Below are 22,927 nucleotides of genomic sequence, written 5' to 3' on the forward strand. Positions count from 1 at the left end.
CAACATCTCCCGCCCGTCGGCCACGCACCCGACGGTCATGGATGTCCCGAGCTGCACCACCGCGATCCACAGGCAGTGGCGGTCGGCCGCGCGAAAGATGTTCGATACCAACTATTCGAGCAACGCGCCTCGATCGCGCACAACTTCAACCAACCGAAACACCGTGCAGTCAACGGAGAATACTGCCACCAGCCCAGCGCAACGTCCGCGCAGAAATGCGCGAACACTCACCTGGCTCCGAATCACATCGACCAATTAGCACTGATTGTCCCAGACAATTCCACGCGGAACCTCTGAGGAACACCGGCGCACGCCGGAAAACTGGGTACCCCACCACGTCCGAACCAGTCAGGCCGCCGCACCGTCCGCCGCGAAACCGGGCAACCAGCGCGCGACCGACTCGAGGAACGGCCCTTCGGCATCGAGTTGCGCGCAGACCCCTACCACCCCGGCGAACACCCGGCCCAGCATGGCCAGTTCGGGAATCTCGGTGGGCGCCTTCACCGCCCGGGTGTTGACCAGCGACACATTCTTCATGTCGAGGGCGCGGGCGGTGTGCCCCTGCAACAGCTCCCGGCTGATGTGCACGCTGTCGCCGTTGATCTGCGCGACGATCGGCGCGACCAGCCGTTCGATCGGGCCGAGCTCGAGCTCGTGCCCGGGACGCACGAAACCGTTGTCCCGCATCACCAGTACGAGCTGGTCGTAGTCCTGCTGCACGGCACAGCGGCCCAGCTCGCCGATCACCGCGGGGATGCCCGCGGGCAACGCGATGGACGCGCCGAAGTCGATGACGCCCAAGCGGCCGTCGTCGAGCAGCTGGAAGTTGCCGGGATGGGGATCGCAGTGCAGATAGCCGACCCGCACCGGCGCGGAGAGGGAGAACTCCACCAGCAGTGCGCCCGCGCGATCACGCTGTGCCTTGCTGCCGTTCGCGATGATCGCGGACAGCGGGGTGGCCTGCAGCCATTCCGAGACGAGCACTTTCGGCGCGCTCGCGATCACCCGCGGCACCCGGAAGTGCGGGTCGTCGGCGAACTCCTTGGCGAAGCGGCGCTGATGATCCGCCTCGATCCGGTAGTCGAGTTCGTCGGCCGTGCGGTCGATGAACTCGGCGATCAGCGCTTTGGTGTCCGCACCCGGCATCATGAGACCGAAAGCGCCGGAGAACATCTGGAGCATCTTGAGGTCCGACAGCAGGGCGGTGTCGGCGCCGGGGTACTGGACCTTGACCGCGACGTCGCGTCCGTCCCGCCAGACCGCGCGGTGCACCTGCCCGATGCTGGCGGCCGCGACCGGCTGGTCGTCGAAGCTGGTGAATCGCTCCCGCCAACGGGTGCCGAGCTGCTCGGCGAGCATGCGGTGTACCGCGGCCGTCGGCATCGGCGGGGCTTGTGATTGCAGCCGGGTGAGCGCCTCGCGATAGCGATCGGCGAACCGGGGCGGAATGCTGGCCTCGGCCACGCTCAGCGCCTGACCGAGTTTCATCGCGCCGCCCTTGAGTTCACCGAGCACAGCGAACACCTGATCGGCGGCTTTGTCGATGAGTTCGTCGTCGAGTTCGCCACGGGATGCGCCGGTCATCATCGCGCGACCGGTCGCGGTGACCCGGCGGGCCATGATGCTCATGGGCAGCTTGGCCAGTTTCGCCGACCGTGCCAACCCCGTACGCCTGCTGCCTGCCATGGTTACCTCGCTTCGCTGCGTGATCTTCACCCTATTCTGTCTGAGACAGAGGGTCAATCACACGGAAACGAGGTTTGTTCAGGCGGTGGCCGCGTGGTCCGCGCCGGAATGCCCGTCGGTCACGCCGACGAGTTCGTCGAAACGCAGCACCACCCGCTCGTGGTACATCCCGAACAAGTCCTCGAACAACGCGACCTGCGCGTCGGACGGTCCGGACCCGGAATCCCACACCGCCGCGAGCGCCCGCCAGACCAGCACGTGCAGGTCCGGCGCGCCGGCGAAGAACGCCTCGACCGCTTCGGGCACCTCGAGCACCATCTCGCCGATCGAGTTCAGGATCGCGCGCTGCATGGACAGCCCGAGCGCGGTGAGCAGCCTGCGCACCAGGGCGACCTCGATCGCGAGGATCTCGCGCAGGTCCGGCACGTCCTGGCGGGCCAATGTTTCGAGCTTGTCGATCTCGGCCTTCAGCAGTGCCGGATCGATCTCCTGAGCGCTGCCGGTGTAGGCCAGCAACGTCTCCATCACGATGCCGCGCTCGACCTCGACGATGTCGCGGAACATCTCGCTCGCGACCTCGGGCGTGGCTACGGAAAAACGGAACAGCTGCCGGTACACATCCACCCCGCCCGCCTCGCGGACGTCCCGGATGGTGAAACCCTTGCCACGGCGCGCCTCGACGAAGCCGTTCGACTCCAGCCGCCCCAGCGTCAGTTGCGCGGTGGCCCGGTTCATGTCGAATTCCTCGGCCACCTGCCGCACCGACGGCATCAGGTCCCCCGGCTGATACTCCCCCGCGGCAACCCGGCGTGCCAACTCATCGGCAACGTCCGCGACTACCGTCTGGGCTCCCATCGAAGTCACCTTTCGACTACGTTCGAATACGTCCCAGACAGTCTAAGGCCTACTCTGCCAGACTGCACGTATGCGACACTGGTCCGCGCACAGTGTGAGGTGAGTCATGGCAATCCGGCGCAGCGGCGACAGTTCTGACATGAGTTCCACGGAACGGCGTACACGCCTGTTCACAGCAAGGTCCGATGGCAAACCGCCAGTTCGCGCCGCTGTTCGCAATGCCAAGCTCGCCGCATTGCCGGTGGCCTTCGCCGGGCGGCAGGCCGCCGGCGTCGGCAAACGCGCCCTCGGCAGATCGGCCGAAGAAGTCAATCGAGACATTCAATTGCGCACCGCGCAACACATGTTCGAGGTGCTCGGGGAGCTGAAAGGCTGTGCCGCGAAACTCGGCCAGCTGCTTGCCATTTACGAGCTGGCGCTGCCGCCGGAGATCGCCGAGCCGTATCGGATCGCGTTGAGCCAACTGCAGGATTCGGCCCCCGCGATGCTCCCGAAGACCGTGCACGCGGCCATCGCGGCGAGCATGGGCGAGAACTGGCGGTGGCATTTCCAGGAATTCGACGATCGCCGGGCCGCGGCCGCCTCGCTCGGCCAGGTGCACCGGGCGGTCTGGCACGACGGCAGACCGGTCGCGGTCAAGGTGATGTACCCCGGCGGCAGGCAGGCCGTGGAGGGCGACCTCGAACAGTTGCGGCGGATCTCGCTGCTGGCCACCGTCTTCCTGCCCGGCGCCGACGTCAAGGCGGTCACCGAGGCGATCTGCGATTGCGTGCGCGAGGAACTCGACTACGCGGCGGAGGCCGAATACCAGCGCGCCTTCGCCGCCGCCTACGCCGACGATCCGGATTTCTACGTGCCGCAGGTGGTCGCCCAGCGCGGCGACGTGCTGATCACCGAATGGGTCGAGGGCACCCCGGTGACCAGGATCGTGGCCACCGGCGCGCAGGCCGAGCGCGACCGGGTCGGCATGCTGATGCTGCGCTTCGTCACCTCCGGCTGGGGCCGGCACGGGCTGCTCTACGCCGACCCGCACCCCGGCAATTTCCGCGTGCTGCCGGACGGCAGACTCGGCGTGGTCGATTTCGGCGCCTGCTGCGCCTGGCCACCGGAGGGTTTCGAGGAACTCACGATCGACTACTTCAAGGCCTTCGCCAATGGTGGCCCGATGGAACTGGAAGCCGCGACCCGCCGCCACGGCTTTGTGGCCGCCGGACGCAACTTCGACAGCGAGGCGCTGTTCAAAGCGGTCTCGCCGTGCAGCGAACCGCTCAAGCATTCGACCTACCGGATGACCACCCCGTGGCTGCGCAAGCAGGTGCTGCGCACCACGAATCCGCGGCTGACGAACGTCGTGCGCGAGATGACGATGCCTGCCTACTTCACCCCGTTCGCCCGCTCGATGCTCACCCTCGTCGGCGTGCTGAGTCAGCTGGAGACCGAGGGACCGTTCCGCGACGAGATCTTGCGCTGGTTGCCGATGCTCGCCGAAGCGCTGGAGACGATGGAGACGCCCGACCCGAACCGGCCGGTGGATCTGGCCGCCGTCCGTACACGCCGGGCCGAGGCGGCAGGCCGGCAGATGTCGGTCGGCTGACTCTCCGTTCGGACGCCCCGCACCGGTTCGGGGCGGGCCTTTCGGCGTGCGCAGGCCCTGGTCAATCTGTCTGGGACAGTGTTAGGGTCGGTACTCGGCACACCGACAGAGACCCCGCAGGCTCAGCGCTCGCACCCAGAGGAGAAAACATGCGCCGCAAAATCTTCGGCCGTCGCACACGGCGCACAGCGATCGCGGCGAGCACAGCGGCACCGCGTCCGGTGGTACGGATCCAGCGACCACCGGACAGCGTCCGGGCGCGCGCCTTCGGGCTCGGTCTCGCCGGCACGGGCGCGGCCCACTTCACTGCGCCGCGCGCCTTCGACCCGCTGACCGCGCGGGCGTTCCCGCGCGCGACCCGGCGCTGGACATATCGCAACGGGTTCACCGAGTTGGCGCTCGGTCTCGCGATCACCTTCCGGCGGAGCAGGCCGATCGGCTCGGTCGGCTTCATCGCCTATCTCGCCTTCCTCGCGTCCCGGCTCGCGGGCGCGCGTCCCACGGGACAGCCGGCGGTCATCCCGCAGGTGGAGACCAGGACGCCCGTCGCCGCGAGCGCGTAGTCGCCCGGTCGCGGCGTCCGGAACACGAGGGGTTTCCCGGAACCGAAACCGTATCGGCAGGCACCGGTCTCGGCCCTCCGCACAAAACGAACACCCGGCACCACCGCCCGGAACCGGGCATATGATCGCCAGAGGTTCGTTCGGGAGGGAGTGCTGTGACAACGGAGTCGATCTCGGCGGCGGCGCCCGCGGTGCCGCAGTGGTTCGCCGACCTGTTCGCCCATCGGCGCTGGATCCGCCGCACCCAGCCGTTTCCGCACGTGTACGCCCGGGACGTGTTCGTGCCGGAGTTCTATCAGCGGCTCACCGAGGAGTTCAGCCGGGTCCGGCGCGAGGAAGTGGACCGGTTCGGCAAGGTCGCCGCGAACTACAGTGCGGACGGGCTCGGGCTCGCCGAACTGCGGGACGGCCCGTTCGGGGTGTTCACCTCGCGGGAATGGCACGACCTGGTCGCCGGGGTCGCGGGCGTCACCGCGACGGGCGACGTCGAGGGGTCGGTGCATCACCACGCCCCGGGCGCGCCGTACGGCTGGCCGCACAACGACCTCAATCCCGCCTGGTTCCCGGGCGATCCGCCCGGCCCGGACGAGGTGCGGCTGCCGGGCGACGGGGTGGACACCAAGACCGGCGAACACCCGCCGGGCGTGACCGCGCGCGCGAACGTGCGGGCGGTGGCCGTGCTGTTCTATTTCGGCAACCCGGACTGGCAGCCCGGCGACGGCGGCGAGACCGCGCTGTACGACAACCTCGCCGAGGGCGAGACCATGCCGAACCTGACGCTGGTTCCGCCGCTGGACAATTCGCTGATCCTGTTCGAGGTCACGCCGCGGACCTGGCACACCTTCGCGGGCAACAACCGGCGCGACCGCAGCAGCGTGGTCATGTGGGTGCACCGCACCAAGGAGGACGCGATACAGCGCTGGGGAGGAGACAACATTGTCTACTGGTGACCGCCGGGTCTGCTTGCTCACCGGGGCCAGCGGCACCCTGGGTGATCTGTTCTGCCGCTCCTACTACACCGACTACGACATCGTCGCGGTCTGCCACACCCGCACCCCGGCCGCCCCGTCCCAGCTGGAGTGGTTCGTCGATCCGCTGGAGCCGGAAAGGCCGGTGCCGGAGAATGATTCGCGCCTGTTCGTGATCCGCGCCGACCTCACCCAGCCCGGTGAGGTGGAGCGGGTGGTCGACCTCGCGCTGGCGCGGTACGACGGGGTCGACCTGCTGGTCAACAACGCCGCCCACGTGCAGTTGCAGCCGCGCGGCATCGTCGACGGCGAGGCGGCGCTGGAACAGTTCGAGCCGCACTTCACCTTGAATGTCGCGGTGCCGCTTCGATTGTGCGCCCGGCTCGGACAGCGGGCCTGGATGCACGCCGGGCCCGAGAACCGCGCACGCAACCGCAATATCGTCAACGTCTCCAGCATCTCCGGCTCGGAGGTGTATCCCGGGCAGACGCTGTATTCCGCGTCGAAGGCAGCGTTGAACCAGCTCACCCGCAACATCGCGGCCGAGTTCGCCGAATTCGGCGTGCGCGCGAATGCCATTGCGCCCACGACCTTTCCGGCGCTGGTACCGACCGAGCAGGTGGCGCGGGCGATCATCGAACTCGATCAAAGCAGCACGCTCACCGGCGGGGTGTTCGGGGTCGGGATCAACACCGAGCTCGCCGACGCCTAGCTCCTGCCGTGACGGAGCCTAGGCCTTGGCGGTCCCGGTGACCCGCTCGGACAGCTCCCAGAGTTGCTGGGCGAGTACGGCATCCACCGCCTGCTTGTTGCTCGGCCGCTCCGGCTTGAAGCGGTGGAAGTAGTCGCCGCTGCCGAACTCGGCGGTGGTGGCCAAGTGCTCCAACGGTTCCGCCCCCTGCTCCGGGCGGATGAAGAACGGCCGCGACAGCGGCGAGCGGATGAGCGCGCCGAGGCCGAGCGGGGCGTTGTCGTACACATGGGTGGCGACCGCGCCGGGATGGAAAGCGGCGGTACGCAATCCGGTGCCCTCGGTGCGCCGCGCCAATTCCCGGGTGAACAGCAGATTCGCCAGTTTGGACGCGGCGTAGGCGCCCATCTGGTTGAACGAGCCCGAGGTGGCGTTGACCTTGTCCAGATCCAGCCGGGCCATCCGGTAGGTCACGCTGGAGGTGTTGATCACCCTGGCCGACGACTGCACCAGCCGGTCGAGCAGCAGGCTGGTCAACAGGAACGGCGAGAGATGATTGACCTGGAAGGTGAGTTCGTTGCCGTCGGCGGTAGCGGTCCGCTTCGGCCATGAACCGCCCGCGTTGTTGGCCAGCACGTCGATCCGCGGGTATCGGTCGAGCAGTTGGTCGGCGAGTTTGCGCACCTCGTCGAAGCGGGCGAAATCGGCGAGGAAATGGTCGGCGCCCGCCGCGGCCGCCACCTCGGCCGTCCGTTCCGGGGAACGGCCCACCACCGCGACGGTGGCGCCGCGGGCGGCCAGCCGCGCGGCCGCCACGGCGCCGATGCCGGAACTCGCGCCGGTCAGTACCACCGTCTTGCCGGTCAGATCCTGGTCTGCTTCAGCCATAGCCGCCTCCTGGGCATCGGTTGTCCGACCTGATCGTCTTCGGCCTAGGTGGATTCGGCAAGGGCCGACGCGCTCGAATAGTGCGCGGCGATCTCGTCACTGGTGGTCGTCCACACGCCGGGATGGTTCACCACGTACTCCAGCGCCTGGTCCAGATACTTGGCCCGGAACGCCTGGCCGATCACGAAGGGATGCAGCGCCAGCGCCAGCACCCGGCCGCTCTCGGCGGATTCGGCGTAGAGCTGGTCGAGCTGATCGGTGACGATCCGCACGAAGTCGGGACCGGTGGTGCCCTTGGCGAGGAACAACGAGTTGTCGTTCAGCTCGACCGTATAAGGGACGCTGAGCATCCCGGGGACGTTCAGCCGGTAGGGCTGATCGTCGTTGGTCCAGTCCAGCACATAGTTCAGGCCGAGTTCGGCCAATAGTGCCGGGGTATGGAAGGTTTCGGTGAGGGCGGGCCCCATCCAGCCGCGCGGCCTGCGACCGGTGCCGCGTTCGATGGTCTCGACCACCTCGGTCAGATAGGCGCGCTCCTCGTCGACGGTCATGTCCGCCTGGAAGATCGAATTGTTCTTCCCGTGTGCCAGCCACACCCAGTCCCGGTCCACGCCCGCCCGGATGAGCTGCGGATTGTGTTCGACCACATCCGAATTCAGCAGCACGCTGGCGCGGACGCCGTGCCGGTCGAGCGCGGCGGCAACCCGCCAGAAGCCCACGCGGGGCCCGTAGTCGCGCCAGCCGTAGTTCAGCGGATCGGGCGTCAGGTTCGCGGTGCCGGGAAAGATGCTCGTCGAGGGTCGATCCACCTGGTAGTGCTCGATATTGAGGCCGACGTAGAACGCGACGCGCGCGCCGCCGGGCCAGTGGATCGGGGCACGGTCGACGATCGGGCTGTAGTCGTAGAGGTCGTTGTCCATGCCGTCGATTGTCGGACCTGACATCAATGTCAGCTTCAACTCCGACAAGGGTGACATCGGGCACAATCCGGGCCCTACGCTGCCCCAGAACGGTTTTGCCTACCCGGACGACCGTGCCCCGGTGTGTACATTTGCCCGGCGGACACGACAGCCGATGTCGCGGGCGGCCCGGTAACTCGCCGGGGACGCACAGAACTCGGCGATGCCGTGCTCCGCAGGCCCGCGACGGTACGTTGAGGCACGGAGAGGCGGACGAGCCGCGGAGAGGCGGACCAGCACATGCGAGTGGACGGGCGGGAAATCCCGGTCACCGGCAACCTGCTACAGCCGATGATCCGGCGCACCAGCGACATCATCCGCGTCGTGCTCGCGGCGCTGTGGGTGGCGGTCGTGATCGCGGCCTCGGTGATCACCCGCCCGGAATGGCTCGCCCTGGAACGCTCGGTCTCCAATATCGTCGGCTTCCTCAATCCCGACCAGTCCAACCTGGTGTACCTCGTCTACGGCATGGCCATTCTGGCGCTGCCGTTCGCGATCCTGATCGAGCTGATCATCGGCAGGCAGTGGAAGCTGCTGGCCGGCTACGCGGCAGCGGGGCTGACCGCCGGGCTGCTGCTCTCGATCACCGGCACCGGCCTCTCGGCGCCGAAATGGCATCTGCAGGTACCCGACCGCCTCGACACCTTCCTCTCCCAGTTCCTGGACGACCCGCGCTGGATCGCCATGCTCGCGGCCGTGCTGACGGTGTCGAGTCCGTGGTTGCCCACCCGGCCGCGCCGCTACCTGTGGTTCCTGCTGCTCGCGTTCGCGCCGATCCACCTGGTCGTCAGTACCGTCGTGCCGGCCCGCGCGATGTTCGGGCTCGCGGTCGGCTGGCTGGTCGGCGCGATCATCGTGCTCGTGGTCGGCACGCCCGCGCTCGAGGTGCCCCTCGACGCCGCGGTGCGGGTGCTGGCCAAACGCGGGCACACGGTCACCGGATTCACCGTGGTCCATCCGGCCGGGCGGGGCCCGCTGGTGCTGGCCGCCGCGATCGACGGGCCCGAACGCGAACTCGTCGTCGAGATGTACGGCAAGAATCAGCGCAGTTTCGGTGCGCTGCGCCAACTCTGGCGCTGGCTCACCTTCCGGGCCAGCGAAACCGCGGCGATGCACGGCTCGATGCATCGCGCCGTCGAGCATCGGGCGCTGATGGCGATCGCGGTCGACGAACTCGGCTTGGCCAGCAGCACACCGGTCGCGGTCGCGGCCCTCGATCGCGGCTGGATGCTGCACGCGCACACTATGCCCAAGGGCGCGCCGATCACCGAGCTGCCCGCCGAGCAGTTACCGAGCGTGTGGCAGGGGCTGGACGCGCTGCACGGCGGCCAGATCGCGCACGGCGACCTGCGCCCGACCGAGATCCGGATCCAGGACGGCACCACGCTGTTCGGCGGTTTCTCCAGTTCCGAATTCGGCGCCTCGGCCAAACAGCAGCAGTCCGATATCGCGCAGCTGCTGGTCTCGACCACCGCGCTCTTCGGCAAGGAACCGGCGGTACGCACGGCGCTGGACTCGCTGGGCAGGCAGTCGGTGCTCGCGGCGGCGAGCCGGCTCACCAAGTCCGCCATGCCCGCCGGGCTGCGAAAGTCGGTGCCCGACTGGAAGAGCGCGCTGTCCGCGGCGCGCGAGGAGGTGCGCAAGCAGACCGGGCAGGACCGGATCGAAGCCGAGCAGATCACCCGGTTCACCCGCAACCAGATCATCCAGCTGGTGCTGCTGATCGGGCTCGTCTACGTCGCCTACCCGTTCATCAGCGCGGTGCCGACCTTCTTCACCCAGTTGAAGACCGCGAACTGGTGGTGGGCGCTGCTCGGGCTCGCTGTCTCGTGCCTGACGTATATCGGTGCGGCGGCGGCACTGTGGGCCTGCGCGTCGGGTGCGGTGAGTTTCCGGAACCTGGTGATCATGCAGATCGCGAACACCTTCGCGGCGACCACCACCCCGGCCCGGGTCGGCGGGCTCGCACTCAGCGTGCGCTTCCTGACGAAGGGCGGGGTCGGCGCGGTGCGCGCCACCGCGGCGGTGGCGCTGCAGCAGGCGGTGCAGGTCATCACGCATGTCAGCTTGCTGGTGGTGTTCAGTATCGCGGCCGGCACCTCGGCGGACCTGTCCCACTTCGTGCCGGACGCCACGGTGCTGTACCTCATCGCCGGGGTCGGCGTCGGCATCATCGGCACGTTCATGTTCGTGCCGCAATTGCGCCGCTGGCTGAACAATTCGGTGCGCCCGCAGCTGCAGGAGGTGCTCGGCGAACTCGGCGAGCTGGCGCGCGATCCCAAACGTTTCTCGGTGATCATCCTGGGCTGCGCCGCGATCACCCTCGGCATGGCGGGCGCGCTGTGGGCCAGCGTGGAGGCCTTCGGCGGCGGCACCACCTTCGTCACCGTCACCATCGTCACGATGATCGGCGGCACCCTGGCCTCCGCCGCGCCGACCCCGGGCGGGGTCGGCGCGGTCGAGGCCGCGCTGATCGGCGGCCTCGGCACCTTCGACGTGCCACTGGAAGTCGCGGTGCCCTCGGTGCTGCTCTACCGCGTGCTGACCTGCTGGCTGCCGGTGCTGTGCGGCTGGTTCACCATGCGCTGGATGACCGCGAAGGACATGCTCTGACGCCCTGACGGCGAAACCTCAAGCGCGCACGACGGTTTCGGCGAGCCGGGCGGTGATGAGCCCTTCGGCCTCGGCGACGATCCGGGTGATCAGCTCGGCGCAGGTGGGGATGTCGTGGATCAGGCCCTGCACCTGTCCCGCGCTCCAGATGCCCGCGTCCAGATCGCCCTCTTCGAAGACGCGACGGCCCCGGGCGCCCGCGACGAGATCACGAACATCGTCGAAAGTGCCGCCCGCCTTTTCGATCTCGACCACCTTGCGGCTGATCTCGTTGTCCGCGACGCGGGCGGTGTTGTGCATGGTGCGGAAGATCAGCTGGGTGTCCCGCTCGGTGTGCGCGACGATCTGGTCCTTCACCTTCTGGTGCACGGCGGACTCCTGGGTGCACAGGAAGCGGGTGCCCATGTTGATGCCGTCCGCACCGAGCGCCAGCGCCGCGACCAGGCCGCTGGCATCGGCGAAACCACCCGAGGCGATCATCGGGATGTCCAGCACCCGGGCCGCGGCCGGGATCAGGATCAGGCCGGGGACGTCGTCCTCGCCGGGGTGACCCGCGCATTCGAACCCGTCGATGCTGACGCCGTCCACGCCGATCCGCTGCGCCTTGAGCGCATGCCGCACGCTGGTGCACTTGTGCAGCACCTTGATGCCCGCGTCCTTGTAGTAGGGCAGGAACGGCTCGGGATTGCTGCCCGCCGTCTCGACGATCTTGACGCCGCTTTCCACGATCGCCTGCACGTATTCCGCGTACGGCGGCGGGTTGATCGAGGGCAGAATCGTGACGTTCACGCCGAACGGCTTATCGGTCAGCTCCCGGGTGCGCGCGATCTCGCGGCGCAGGTCCTCGGGGGTGGGCTGGGTGAGTGCGGTGATGAACCCGAGCCCGCCCGCGTTCGCGACGGCCGCGACGAGTTCGGCCCGGCCGACCCACATCATGCCGCCCTGCACGATCGGGTGTTCCACGCCGAAGGTCTCGGTGAACCTGGTCCGCAGCATTGCGCTCTCCTCTGCTCGCGCGGGCGGTCCGGTTCGCCCGTACGCGACGATCGTGACACGAGAATCCACTCGTATTCAACTCCTAAGTGAGCCGTCATTCGCATTGCTCACCATCTCCGGCAACCCTCGTGCGCGGCGCGTAGCAAGCCGCTAAGCAGGAAATATCCAGCTCAGTTGCACTTTCTGCGATACGGCACCACTTTTGCCGGATTAACGGCGGTTCCGCTCCGCAAGCCTTGTCTGTGCGATAAGTTACTTGCTATTCTGCGGTCGTTCAGCCGTCGGCGCGGTCGGCCATCGTGGCGGACGCGGCCGGCGGTCCGAGAGGAGTTCGTGGCATGACCATCGGTGCGCAGGGTGGATCGCAGTCGGGGCGGGTGAGCACCGCGCTCGACGAGCCCCTCCGGTCGCGGCGCAATCACTGGAACAACCAGATCGCCGGGCACGCGCAGATGCGGCCCGACGCGGTCGCGCTGCGATTCCGCGGCGCCGACACCACCTGGCGGCAGCTGCACGAACGCTCGTCGAAATTCGCCGACGCGCTGGCCCGCCGCGGCATCGGCTTCGGCGACCGGGTGCTGATCCTCGCGTTGAACTACCCCGAGTACATCGAGACCGTGTTCGGCATCAACGCGCTCGGCGCGATCGCCGTCCCGGTCAATTTCCGGCTCACCCCGCCCGAGGTCGCCTACATCGTGAGCGACAGCGGCGCGAAGGCGATCGTCACCGATACCCTGCTGCAACCGCTCGCCAGCGCGGTGCTCGCCCAATCGGACACGCTGGAAACATGTTTCGTGATCGGCGGCGCCAGCGCGGACGGCGTCCTGGGCTTCGAGGACGTGCTCGCCGAGGACGGCGCGCCGCACCAGCCGCTCGACATCCCGGAGGACACTCCGGCGCTGATCATGTACACCTCGGGCACCACCGGCAGCCCGAAGGGCGCGATCCTGTCCTACGCGAACATGAACGCGCAGGCGTTCACCGTGATCCGGGCGCTGGCGGCCACCTCCGAGTCGATCGCCTTCTGCACCTCGCCGCTGTTCCACATCGCCGGACTCGGCAGTCTCGCGGCCAATTTCGTGCTCGGCGCGAAAACCGTGCTGCATCCGCTCGGCGCCTTCGACGCCACCGAATTCCTCGATGCCGTGGAACGCGAACAGGCCACCGGCGCGTTCTGCGTGCCCGCGCAGTGGCAGGCGATCTGCGCCGAACCGACAGTGCGCGAACGAAAATTGGCGCTCGAATCGCTCAGCTGGGGCGCCGCTCCGGCCTCCGACTCGGTCCTGCGGGCGATGGCGGACTGCTTTCCGAACGCGTTCAACGTCGCGGTGTTCGGGCAGACCGAGATGTCGCCGATCACCTGCGTGCTCGAGGGCAAGGACGCGCTGCGCAAACTCGGCTCGGTGGGCAAGCCGATCCCGACCATCCAGGCCCGCATCGTCGACGACGAGATGAACGACGTCGCCCCCGGCGAGATCGGCGAAATCGTCTATCGCGGACCGACACTCATGCAGGGCTACTGGAACAAGCCCGAAGCCACGGCGGAGGCGTTCGCGGGCGGCTGGTTCCACTCCGGTGACCTGGTGCGCCAGGACGAGGAGGGCTTCATCTGGGTGGTCGACCGCAAGAAGGACATGATCATCTCCGGCGGCGAGAACATCTACTGCGCCGAGGTGGAGAACGTGCTCTTCGGCCACCCCAAGATTCGCGAGGCCGCGGTGATCGGCCGGACGCACGAGAAGTGGGGCGAGGTCCCGGTCGCGGTCGTCGCGCTGCACCGCCCCGACGACGAACTCACCCTCGACGAACTGACGAGCTTCCTCAACGAGAATCTCGCGCGGTACAAGCACCCCAAGGATCTGGTGGTCGTCCAGGAGCTGCCCCGCAACGCCAGCGGCAAGGTCGTGAAAGTACAACTGCGCAAGGATTATTCATCCTGACCACGCCGCGCTGAGGTACGGTCGGTCGGATGGCGATTCCTCGTATCCGCGCGGCCGTCCTCGCGCTGCACTGGCAGGTGAACGTGATCAAGCCCGAAGGCTTCTTCGGGCCGATGCTCGCCGCGCCGGTGGCCGCCTCCGGCGTCCTCGATCGGGCGGTGCGCTTCCACGAAGCGGTTGCGGCCCAAGATGTTCCGGTGCTGTTCACCCGCTTCACCGTCCCGGTGGGCGAGGGTCAACTGGTGCGCAACACCGGTTTCATGCGTTCGGTCGGTGCGGCGCAGACCGAATTCCGGCCGGATTCGCCTGGTAGCCAGATCATCCCGGAAATGGCCGGGCAGCCGTCCGCGGTGTTCGACAATCAGAAGCTGTCCGGACTGGCCGGCAGCGAGCTGCCCGCCTGGTGCGCCGATCGCGGCATCGACACGTTGTTCCTCACCGGGGTCGCGACCAACCTGACCGTGGAGCAAACCGCACGGCACGGCACCGATCTGGGCTTCACCGTGCATCCCGTGGTCGACTGTGTGGCCGCGGCCGACCCGGCGGCACACGAGTCGTCGCTGGCCGCCCTCGAACTCACCACGGCGGGCTCGCTCACCGCCGCGCGGGCGCTGGAGTTGCTCGCGCGCCGCTGAGGCCTGTGCGGCTCCGCACCATCAGGTTTACCGTTGGCCCGGCTCGGCAACACCACGGCTACGGAACTCGGTAGTCGCCTCGAGATCAGGAGCCAGCACTGTGCAACTCACCCACCTCGCGGCCTGCGCCGCCACCGCGTTCGCGGTCGTCGGCGCGGCGACCGGCTGCGGTACGAACGACACCGACCACTCCGCCCATGCCACCACCTCCGCTGCCGCCGCGCCGGCTCGCACCGCCACCCACGCGACACCGGCGGCCACGACGAAGGATGCCGCCGATCCCAGTGTGACCCCGGACCCGGGCACCATCGTCGAGGACGTGAACTGCGGCCCGGTCACCGACGCCGGCGGCGGCACCCGGACCGTCATCGCCCCGGGCACGCCGGCCGGCCGGGTCGGCTGCACCGAAGCCATCAATGTGGCAACCGAATACGCGCAGACCGTCAGCAACACCGACGCGCAAACCGTCCAGGGTTGGCAGTGCCGCGCCCAACCCGACCCCCGCACGCCCTCGGCCTGCACCAAGGACGGCCTGCGGATCGAACTGCGCGCCGGCTGAGCACCGCACGCTCGGCCGGGGTCGTGCGGACGATGCGTGGGTCCGGAGCGAAGGTCGAGCAAAAGACTCTTCTCCACCGTCCGATATCTCGGCATAATCGCTGGGGGTGCCCGGGCGACCGGCATGAAGTCGTCGTAACGGGGGGTCGAGCGTGTTGGGATGGATCGGAGCTCAATGGTGCACAGTCGGCGTGTGACGCTCACCACCGCGGCGGTCACGGCGGTGGCCGAACTGCTCGGCGTGGACGCGACCACCGTCGCCACCGACGCACCCTTCGCCGACCTCGGTCTGAACTCCACCCAGCTGGCCCGGCTCACGGCGCTATTAGAGGACGCCATGGGGGTCGAGGTCTCGCTCGCGACGATCTACGACCACCCCGATATCGATCGACTGGTCGAGTATCTCGCGATGCGATGACGGCAGCGGGAGTATCGATCGTCGGCATCGGCTGCCGGATTTCCGGGGCCGCGAGCGCCGACGAATACTGGCGAATGCTGCACGCCCGGCCACCGGGCGCCGTCGCGGGCATCGAGCCGTTCGACCACGACTGGTTCGGCCTGTCCGCGCGCGAGCACGCGGCCATGGCCGCAGCGCAGCGGCTGGCCATGACGGTCGCGGTCGAGGCGCTCGATGATGCCGGAATCGGTTACCGGGCACCGGGTTCCAGCGCCGCCGTGCTCTTCGGAGCGGGCGCGGGCACGGCCGACCTGTTGTCCACGGCGCTGGATCTGCGCGGGCCGAGCCTCACGCTGGACAGCGCGCAGGCCTCGTTCCTGACCGCCCTCGGCATGGCGGTACGGCTGCTCGACGACGCGGCGGTACCGTTCGCCATCGTCGGCGATGTCATCGCGTCGCCGCCGAATCCCTTGTCGGCGACCGAGGTTCGAACCAGCGGCAGCGAGCCCGAGCACTGCGCGGTGGTGATCCTGCAACGCACCGCGGACGCGGCCCGGGACGGCAATCGGCAGTACGCGCAGATCACCGAGGTGGCCTTCGGTTCGAACGGCCGAGTCGGAGCCGCGCCGGAGCGAGCGAGCAGCGCGGCGGCAGCGACCGTCGGCGAGCTGGTCGAGGCCGCACTCCGGGTCTATCACGGCGATCGCCCGCTAGAGCCCGATGCGGCCGAAACACCCACGGCCGCCGCAGCACTCGTCCGGGTGCGCGTCCGCGCGGGCGGCAGCACCTACGCCGAGGTGGTGTTGCACCGCAGCCCGGCCACCGGTGCCGATCGCGGCTATGAGCCGCCGGTGCTGATCCCGGTGACCGGCCGGGACAACGCCGAGCTCCGCGCGCAGGCGCAGCGTTACGCGATGCGCCTCGAGCGCGCCGCCGGTGCCGTCGCGGCCGCTACGGTGCGCGAGTTCGCCGCGGCCACAGCACGATTGATACCGGAGCGCACGCGTGCGGTAGTCCTGGCCCAGGACCGGGACGACGCGATGACGCAGTTGCACGCGCTGGCGCACGGCGAGGCGAGCACCGCGGTACTCGGTCCCTCCTCGGCACGACGGCCGGGGCGTCTGCTGTTCTTGTTCTCCGGGCAGAGCGCACTCCACGTCGCGATGGGCCGCGCGCTCGCCGCCCGGCACCGTGTCTTCGCCGCCGCGCTGGCCGAGACCGCCGAGACGATCGTCGCGGCGGGTGGCCCCCGCAGCTGGACACCGAAGCACGGCTTCGCGCTCGCCGCGCCGGGCGGCAGTGCCGCGAGCGGCGCGCACCCGAGCGCGCTCGTCGTCCCCGCGCTGTTCACCTTCCAGGTGGCGGTGACGGAACTGCTGTCGGCGTGGGGGATTCGGCCCGATGCCGTGGCCGGGCACGGGCTCGGTGAGCTGGCCGCGGCCGCGGTCAGTGGTGCGCTGCCGCTCGCCGACGCCGCGCGGGTCGTGGTGCAGCACAGCAGATTGCCCGCGCCGGGTAGTACCGCGGCGGCCCTGCTGACCGCCACCCCGGAAGATGCGGCCACGTTGATCGAGCCGCTGCGTGGACAGGTCCACCTCGCGGCGGTGAACGGCCCGCGGGCGGTGCTTGTCACGGGCAGTGCCCGCTATATCGAGACCGTTATCCGACGAGCCAAGCGCCGCAACATGTTCGCCCGGCGCCTCACCGACGACGCCGACCCGCACGGCCGGACCGGTGCGGTGCCCTCGGGTTTTCTCGACGCGCTCGCGGATCTGCGTCCGGCCGCACCGCATACACCCATGTATTCGACGGTCCGGCACGGCGCGGCGCTCACCGGCCCGGCGGCGGACGGCCGGTATTGGGCCGAGAACGCCTCGGGCACCGTACAACTCGCCGCCGCGCTGGCGCACGCCGCGGTGGACGGTGTGACCACGGTGGTGGAGATCGCGCCGCAGCCCGTGCTGAGCCCGGCGGTCCGGGCCTACCCCGATTTCCGCGACGCGGTGTACCCGGTGGCGACCCGCGCCGACGAGGCCGGTGATTTTCTCGCCTGTCTGGCGCGGCTGCACCTCGGCGGGCGGCCGATCGAGTGGTCCGCGCAGGGTCCGTTCGCCGCGGCGCCGCGCCGGATCTGGCGCAGGCCGCGCACGCTGCCGGACCCGCAGACGGCCGAACCGACCCTGCCCGCGGACGATCTCGTCGATCACCTGGTGTGCGGCACGCCCACCGTGCCCGCGTCCTTCTGGCTGCGGATCCTGCTCCGGCACGCGGGCGCCGAGGCGACCGTGCTGAGCGATTTCGTGGTGCACGAGCAGGCCGAGTTCGCGATGCTGGCCCGGGTCCGCTACCGCGTCCTCGACAGCGAGGGAAGTCTGCGGGCGGAGGTCACCGACGGCGGAGCGCTGGCTTCGGCCCGGCCGGGCGGCGACCCCACACCCGCGGATATCGTCGCATGGATGCGGGTGGTCGATACCAACCGGGCCGGGCGGCACCGGATGCGAGTCGTCGCGCCCGCGGCGTTCTACGACGAGTTGCAGTGCCGGCGTTTGGCTTACGGTCCGCGCCTGCGCGTACTGCGCGGCATCGCGCTCGGCTCGGAGCAGGCCGTGGGCCTGTTCGACGCCGCCGAATTGCACAGCACCGCAACGGTCGAGGGCTGTCTGCAACTGCTCGCGGCGACCGGGTACGAGGACGCACCGGCCGACGCGATCCCGCTGCCGGTCGGCATCGAATCGGCCTGGCTGTCCGCCGAACCCCGCCGGACCGTGCTGGAGGCGCACGCGTTCCTGCGCACGCGGAGCACGACCGGCCTGCTCGGCGACGTGATCGGCACCGACCAGCACGGTGTTCCGTGTCTGGTCCTCTCCGGCGTACGGATCCGGTTCGCGGCGCCGGACACCCCGGCCGTCGACGCACCACGGCCCGTCGAGCGCCCGTTCTCGTTCCGGCAGGAGACGTGGCAGCCGGGGGAGCTCCCGGACCTGGACCAGGACCCACTCGTCGAACGCGCCTTGATCATCGGCGACTCGGCTCTGGCCGACCGGCTGAGCACCGCACTCGCCGCGGTGGTGCCCACCGATCGAGTGCCGCACGGACCCGAGGCGGCGCGGCCGCCGGTCGCGGCGGCGCTCGCGCACGGACCGGCCGCACTGGTCCTGGTCTGGCCCGAAACCGATTCGGCCGCTGCGGAATTCGACGACACCGGCGCGGCGGACAGCGCAGCGTCCGTCGGCCACGTACTGGTGCTGCTCCAGCAGGTACTCGCGGCGCCGCAGCCGCGCATCGTGACGATCGTGCTACCGGCACCGCGGGACCCGGCCGCGGGAAGGCCGCGTTTCGGCGAACTCGCGACCTCGTTCGGGATCGCCGGGCTGGTGCGGTCGCTGCAACGGGAGTCCGACCGGACGGTGCGGCTGGTATGGGCCGACACCGACACCGCGGACGTGCCGGCGCTGTGCCGTCTGCTCGTCACCGATGCCCCGGGCGTACCGGTCGAATTGCGGTTGTCCACGGATACTTTCGCCGTGCGCCGGTTCGCGCACGCGCGCCGCCGCGCACTGCCCGCCACCGTGGATATCGGCGGAACCTACGTGGTCACCGGCGGTTTGGGCACACTCGGTTCGATCGCGGTGCGCTGGCTGCTCGATTCCGGTGCTCGCGATGTCGTGGTGCTCACCCGGGCGCCACGCCCGATTCCCGCACTGCTCGACGGATGGGAGGACCGGATCGTGGTCGTGCGCTGCGACGCCGCCGACCGTGCGGATCTCGCCAACGCGCTCAACGACATCCGGGAGTGCGGTTCCACCATCCGCGGCGTCGTGCACGCGGCCGCCGACGGTACCGACGCGGCGTTCGAGGCCGTCACCCCCGCCCAGCTGACCACGATGTTCGCGCCCAAACTGCACGCGGCCCGCAACCTGATCGAGCTGACCGCCGCCGACCCGACCGACTTCGTCCTGCTGTGCTCGACCACCACCGGTGCGCTCGGCGCGCCGGGCAGAGCGGCGGACGCCGCGGCCAACGCCGCGATGGACGCGCTGGCCTCGGTGCACGTCGGCCGCCGGGTGCTCAGCATCGGCTGGGACCGGTCGATCGCGGACCCGGGCGGCACCGCGCTGCCCCGCACCGGTGCCGCCCGGCGCGGCGCGGGGCTGCTCACCCAGGTGCTGCGCTACAGCGACACCTATCTTTTGACGACCGACGAGGTCGCTCCCGTACCGGCGTGCGAGGTCCCGTGACGACCGACCCGATGCGCAACAGTCTCGCCGTGCGAGTCGCCGAACAGGCCGCGTCGCACCCGGACGTCATCGCGTACACCGAACTGCGGTACCGGATGCACGAGCGCCTGCCGCACTCGATCACCTACGCCCGTTTGCACACCGCGGCAGGCGAACTCGCCGCACGACTACGCGGCGCGAGCGCGCCGGGGGATCGGGTTGCCATCCTCTGTGCGCACGGACTCGACTACGCCGTCGCGTTTCTCGCCTGCCTGTACAGCAATCGCATTGCGGTACCGCTGTTTCCGGCCGCGGGCACGCGGAACCGGGAACGATTGCACGCCGTCCTCGCCGACGCACGGCCCACCGCCGCCCTGCTCTCGCACAGCGACGTGACCAGTCCGGCGGTGCTCGGACCCGGGCTCGGCCAGGTGGTGCGGCTGCCACCCGACGTGTCCGTGCCACCCGCCGGGCCGCCGGGCAATTCGGCGGAGCCGGTGATCGACCCGGTCCGCGGCACGCTGGCCTATCTGCAGTACACCTCCGGATCGACGCAGGCGCCGACCGGCGTCCAGGTCACCCATGCCAACATGGCCACGGCCCTGGAGCAGCTGTGCCACGCGCTGGCTCCCACACCGGACAAGCCCATCCTGACCTGGTTGCCGTTCTTCCACGACATGGGTCTGATCCTCGGGCTGTCGCTACCGCTCTACTGCGGGGTGCCCGGCTATACGATGGCGCCCGCCGAATTCGTGAAGCGCCCGATCCGTTGGCTACGCGCCGTCAGCGATTATCGGGTCGGCATCACCGGCGGGCCGAACTTCGGCCTTTCCCTGACGGTTTCGGCGACGACACCGCAGGAGCGGGCGGGCTTGGACCTGTCCGGGCTCGATCTGCTGCTGAACGGCTCCGAGCCGGTGCGCGCCGAGGCGCTCGACGAATTCAGTACGGCCTTCCTCGATTACGGCTTTCGGCAGCAAGCGCACACGCCAGGCTTCGGGCTGGCCGAAGCCACATTGACGGTCACCGTCTGCGCCCGGGACGAAGAGCCGGTGGCGCAGCGCTTCGACCGTGCCGCGCTGGCCGAGGGCCGGGTGGTCGCGCTGGTGCCCGGGGACGAACCGTTCGGCGGCGCGGCGCTGGTCGGCTGCGGTGTGCCCGCAGGACAGGACGTGCGGATCGTGCACCCGCTCACCCAGGTCGAGCTGCCGACCGGCCGGGTCGGGGAGATCTGGGTGGCGGGCGCCAACGTCTGCGACGGCTACTTCGGCAGGCCCGACGCCACCGCCGAGACCTTCCACGCCGCCCTGGCCGGCAGCGACGTGCACTGGTTGCGCACCGGCGACCTGGGTTTCTGGTTCGACGACCAGCTCTATATCGCGGGTCGCCGCAAGGACGTCGTGGTGGTCGACGGCCGCAATCACTATCCGCCCGATATCGAGGCGACGGTGGAGGCGTGCGCGCCGGAGGTCAGGCCGGGACACGTCACGGTGTTCGGGCACGACGACGGACGCCGGGAGGACCTCGTGGTGGTCGCGGAGCTGAGCACCGTCGAAGCCGTCGAACCCACCGAGTTCTCGGTGCTCGCCCGCCGGATCCGCGCGGCGGTCGCGGCCGCGCACGAGGTGCTGCCGGGCGCGGTGCTGCTGGTCGAACCGGGCCGCATACCGAAGACCACCAGCGGCAAGCTGCGGCGCGGCGAGTGCCGGGCGCGCTACCTCGCCGGGCGTCTCGACCCCGTCGCGATGATCTGACCTGCGCCGAAACACCGCCGAGGTCCCGCTGATCAGGGGCGCCGGCCGCCAAGATGAGGGCATGGCGACCGAGACGATTTCCGTGCAGTGGAAAGCCGAGCCCGAGGAGCACGACTATCCGGCCGCGGCCGACTACCTGGAGTTGCTGGCCGGCCCGAAGATCGTGCGCGCCGTGGTGGACGACCTGCGGGCCGCACCCCTGTCGTACAAGAAGGCCAAGGATATTCTGCGGGCCGCCCGGTTGGAGCTGCTCCCGCCGGAGAATGCGCACGTGCGGCGGGATCTGATCAAGATCAACAACGGCAAGTCGCTGTCACCGATCCTGTTGGTGCGGGGCGACTTTCGCACCGGCACCCCGTTGGTGATCGCGGACGGCTACCACCGGGTGTGCGCCATCCACTGGGCCGACGAGAACATCGCCATACCGGCGAAGATCGCCGCCCTGCCGTGACCTTCTCCACCCTCGCGCTGGTGCTCGCGCTCGGCCTGTGCGGCCCGCTGCTCGCGCTGCGCAGTGCCTGGCACCTGCCGGTGGTGCTCGGCGAGGTGGTGGCGGGAATCATCTTCGGCGCCACCGGCTTCGGCGTGCTGCACAGCGCGGATCCGATCTTCACGTTCCTGGCGGACATGGGTTTCGCCGTGGTCATGTTCGTCGCGGGCACGCACGTGCCGGTGCGCGATCCGACGGTGCGCGCCGCGCTCGGCGTGGGCGCACTGCGGGCGGTGCTCGTCGGATTGCTCGCAGTACCAGTGGGTTTCGGTATCGCCCAGTGGTTCGGCACCGGGCACGGCGCGATGTACGCCGTGCTGCTCGCGTCGTCTTCGGCGGCGCTGGTGCTGCCGATCATCGATTCGCTCGGGCTGCGCGGTAAACCGGTGCTCGCGTTGACCGCACAGGTCGCGATCGCGGACACCGTCTGCGTGGTCGCGCTGCCGTTGGCGATCGATCCCGGGCATGCGGGGCGGGCCGCGCTCGGCGCGCTCGCGGTATCCGCCTGTGCCGTCGTGCTTTTCGCACTCCTGCGCTGGGTGGAGCAGTCGGGTGCGCGGCGGCGGGTGCACCGGATCTCCGAGGACCGCGGTCTCGCTCTGGAGCTGCGCGTCAGCCTGGCGGTGCTGTTCGCGCTGTGCGCGGTCGCCACGCAGACCCGCGTCTCGATCATGCTGGCGGGTTTCGCCGCCGGACTGGCCGTGGCCGCGGTCGGCGAACCGCGGCGGGTGGCGCGCCAGCTCTTCGCCATCAGCGACGGCTTCCTCGCGCCGCTGTTCTTCGTCTGGCTCGGCGCCCGGCTCAATCTGCGGGACTTCGGCGAACATCCACGACTGATCGCCCTGGGTCTGGCGCTCGGCGCCGGCGCGCTGCTGGTCCACCTGGTCCCGCGCCTGGCCGGGCAACCGGTCGGCTACGGCGCGCTCGCGGCCGCGCAGATCGGCGTGCCGGTCGCCGCCGTCACCGTCGGCACCGAGTTGCACGTGCTGGTGGCCGGGGAGGCCGCGGCGCTGATGCTCGGCGCGCTCTGCACGATCGCCGCCGCCGCGGTCGCGGCGAGCCGGCTCGCGGCCCGGGCGGCGCAGGCGGACGGCACACAGGAGCGCTGAGATCTCGGCGCATC

The 22,927-nt window shown here is 69.6% G+C and carries 18 protein-coding genes; 13 read left to right on the forward strand and 5 right to left on the reverse strand.

From position 1 onward, the window contains the following. Nucleotides 1-348: 348 nt before the first annotated feature. Nucleotides 349-1,686 carry an ABC1 kinase family protein gene (locus TY25_RS23080; protein ID WP_042259119.1) on the reverse strand — a complete coding sequence of 446 codons (1,338 nt, stop codon included), beginning with the start codon at nt 1,684-1,686 and terminating at the stop codon, nt 349-351. 78 nt (nt 1,687-1,764) lie between these two features. Then, nucleotides 1,765-2,541: a GntR family transcriptional regulator gene (locus TY25_RS23085; RefSeq protein WP_042259120.1), complete on the reverse strand. Its 777-nt coding sequence runs from the start codon at nt 2,539-2,541 to the stop codon at nt 1,765-1,767. Between the two features lie 139 nt (nt 2,542-2,680). Here TY25_RS23085 and TY25_RS23090 point away from each other — a divergent pair, with 139 nt between their 5' ends. The 4 genes from TY25_RS23090 to TY25_RS23105 all read left to right on the forward strand — a co-directional run bounded on the left by TY25_RS23090 (nt 2,681) and on the right by TY25_RS23105 (nt 6,378). Next, the gene (locus TY25_RS23090; RefSeq protein ID WP_226887117.1) at nt 2,681-4,135 is read left to right on the forward strand and encodes an ABC1 kinase family protein; all 1,455 of its coding nucleotides are present in this window, start codon (nt 2,681-2,683) and stop codon (nt 4,133-4,135) included. Between the two features lie 149 nt (nt 4,136-4,284). Then, nucleotides 4,285-4,698, forward strand: a complete 414-nt coding sequence (locus TY25_RS23095) for a DoxX-related protein (protein ID WP_052383132.1) — start codon at nt 4,285-4,287, stop codon at nt 4,696-4,698. 155 nt (nt 4,699-4,853) lie between these two features. Further along, nucleotides 4,854-5,648, forward strand: coding sequence for a 2OG-Fe(II) oxygenase family protein (locus TY25_RS23100; RefSeq protein WP_081869041.1), 795 nt, complete (start codon nt 4,854-4,856; stop codon nt 5,646-5,648). After that, nucleotides 5,635-6,378 (forward strand): SDR family NAD(P)-dependent oxidoreductase, encoded by a 744-nt coding sequence (locus tag TY25_RS23105; RefSeq protein WP_042259121.1) that lies wholly within the window; start codon nt 5,635-5,637, stop codon nt 6,376-6,378. The genes TY25_RS23100 and TY25_RS23105 overlap by 14 nt, the downstream gene beginning before the upstream one ends. An 18-nt stretch (nt 6,379-6,396) precedes the next feature. Here the strand turns inward: TY25_RS23105 and TY25_RS23110 are convergent, their stop codons facing one another. Continuing rightward, a complete protein-coding gene (locus TY25_RS23110; RefSeq protein WP_226887116.1) occupies nt 6,397-7,245 on the reverse strand; it encodes an SDR family NAD(P)-dependent oxidoreductase in 849 nt (282 codons plus the stop codon). Nucleotides 7,246-7,289: 44 nt separating this feature from the next. Then, the gene (locus TY25_RS23115) at nt 7,290-8,189 is read right to left on the reverse strand and encodes a polysaccharide deacetylase family protein (protein ID WP_226887115.1); all 900 of its coding nucleotides are present in this window, start codon (nt 8,187-8,189) and stop codon (nt 7,290-7,292) included. 255 nt (nt 8,190-8,444) lie between these two features. Here TY25_RS23115 and TY25_RS23120 point away from each other — a divergent pair, with 255 nt between their 5' ends. Next, nucleotides 8,445-10,817 (forward strand): lysylphosphatidylglycerol synthase transmembrane domain-containing protein, encoded by a 2,373-nt coding sequence (locus tag TY25_RS23120; protein ID WP_042259124.1) that lies wholly within the window; start codon nt 8,445-8,447, stop codon nt 10,815-10,817. Nucleotides 10,818-10,835: 18 nt separating this feature from the next. Here TY25_RS23120 and TY25_RS23125 read toward each other — a convergent pair whose 3' ends face one another. Continuing rightward, nucleotides 10,836-11,813, reverse strand: a complete 978-nt coding sequence (locus TY25_RS23125) for an NAD(P)H-dependent flavin oxidoreductase (protein ID WP_042259125.1) — start codon at nt 11,811-11,813, stop codon at nt 10,836-10,838. A gap of 338 nt (nt 11,814-12,151) precedes the next feature. Between TY25_RS23125 and fadD5 the strand changes: the two genes are divergently transcribed. The 8 genes from fadD5 to TY25_RS23165 all read left to right on the forward strand — a co-directional run bounded on the left by fadD5 (nt 12,152) and on the right by TY25_RS23165 (nt 22,913). Continuing rightward, on the forward strand, nt 12,152-13,753 hold the full coding sequence (gene fadD5 / locus TY25_RS23130) for a fatty-acid--CoA ligase FadD5 (protein WP_042259126.1): 1,602 nt from the start codon (nt 12,152-12,154) through the stop codon (nt 13,751-13,753). Nucleotides 13,754-13,782: 29 nt separating this feature from the next. Further along, complete coding sequence (locus TY25_RS23135) at nt 13,783-14,388, forward strand: cysteine hydrolase family protein (RefSeq protein WP_042259128.1); 606 nt, start codon at nt 13,783-13,785, stop codon at nt 14,386-14,388. A 100-nt stretch (nt 14,389-14,488) separates the two neighbouring features. Next, entirely contained in the window at nt 14,489-14,947 is a 459-nt protein-coding gene (locus tag TY25_RS40705; protein WP_052383133.1) for a hypothetical protein, read from the forward strand. Nucleotides 14,948-15,139: 192 nt separating this feature from the next. Beyond that, the gene (locus tag TY25_RS23145) at nt 15,140-15,364 is read left to right on the forward strand and encodes an acyl carrier protein (RefSeq protein ID WP_226887114.1); all 225 of its coding nucleotides are present in this window, start codon (nt 15,140-15,142) and stop codon (nt 15,362-15,364) included. After that, entirely contained in the window at nt 15,361-19,581 is a 4,221-nt protein-coding gene (locus TY25_RS23150) for a KR domain-containing protein (RefSeq protein ID WP_042259130.1), read from the forward strand. The genes TY25_RS23145 and TY25_RS23150 overlap by 4 nt, the downstream gene beginning before the upstream one ends. After that, on the forward strand, nt 19,578-21,314 hold the full coding sequence (locus TY25_RS23155) for a fatty acyl-AMP ligase (RefSeq protein ID WP_052383134.1): 1,737 nt from the start codon (nt 19,578-19,580) through the stop codon (nt 21,312-21,314). Before TY25_RS23150 ends, TY25_RS23155 begins: the two co-directional genes overlap by 4 nt. A 61-nt stretch (nt 21,315-21,375) precedes the next feature. Continuing rightward, nucleotides 21,376-21,765 carry a hypothetical protein gene (locus TY25_RS23160; protein ID WP_042259132.1) on the forward strand — a complete coding sequence of 130 codons (390 nt, stop codon included), beginning with the start codon at nt 21,376-21,378 and terminating at the stop codon, nt 21,763-21,765. Continuing rightward, nucleotides 21,762-22,913, forward strand: a complete 1,152-nt coding sequence (locus TY25_RS23165) for a cation:proton antiporter (RefSeq protein ID WP_042259134.1) — start codon at nt 21,762-21,764, stop codon at nt 22,911-22,913. Before TY25_RS23160 ends, TY25_RS23165 begins: the two co-directional genes overlap by 4 nt. Nucleotides 22,914-22,927 lie beyond the last annotated feature (14 nt).

This window comes from Nocardia brasiliensis NBRC 14402 (assembly GCF_000308475.2).
GTDB classification, from domain to species: Bacteria; Actinomycetota; Actinomycetes; order Mycobacteriales; family Mycobacteriaceae; genus Nocardia; species Nocardia brasiliensis.

Coding starts and splice junctions, on each gene's coding strand:
- TY25_RS23080 (WP_042259119.1), bottom strand. CDS start 1,686: ATGGCAGGCAGCAGGCGTACGGGGTTGGCACGGTCGGCGAAACTGGCC.
- TY25_RS23085 (WP_042259120.1), bottom strand. CDS start 2,541: ATGGGAGCCCAGACGGTAGTCGCGGACGTTGCCGATGAGTTGGCACGC.
- TY25_RS23090 (WP_226887117.1), top strand. CDS start 2,681: ATGAGTTCCACGGAACGGCGTACACGCCTGTTCACAGCAAGGTCCGAT.
- TY25_RS23095 (WP_052383132.1), top strand. CDS start 4,285: ATGCGCCGCAAAATCTTCGGCCGTCGCACACGGCGCACAGCGATCGCG.
- TY25_RS23110 (WP_226887116.1), bottom strand. CDS start 7,245: ATGGCTGAAGCAGACCAGGATCTGACCGGCAAGACGGTGGTACTGACC.
- TY25_RS23115 (WP_226887115.1), bottom strand. CDS start 8,189: ATGTCAGGTCCGACAATCGACGGCATGGACAACGACCTCTACGACTAC.
- TY25_RS23120 (WP_042259124.1), top strand. CDS start 8,445: ATGCGAGTGGACGGGCGGGAAATCCCGGTCACCGGCAACCTGCTACAG.
- TY25_RS23125 (WP_042259125.1), bottom strand. CDS start 11,813: ATGCTGCGGACCAGGTTCACCGAGACCTTCGGCGTGGAACACCCGATC.
- fadD5 (WP_042259126.1), top strand. CDS start 12,152: ATGACCATCGGTGCGCAGGGTGGATCGCAGTCGGGGCGGGTGAGCACC.
- TY25_RS23135 (WP_042259128.1), top strand. CDS start 13,783: ATGGCGATTCCTCGTATCCGCGCGGCCGTCCTCGCGCTGCACTGGCAG.
- TY25_RS23150 (WP_042259130.1), top strand. CDS start 15,361: ATGACGGCAGCGGGAGTATCGATCGTCGGCATCGGCTGCCGGATTTCC.
- TY25_RS23160 (WP_042259132.1), top strand. CDS start 21,376: ATGGCGACCGAGACGATTTCCGTGCAGTGGAAAGCCGAGCCCGAGGAG.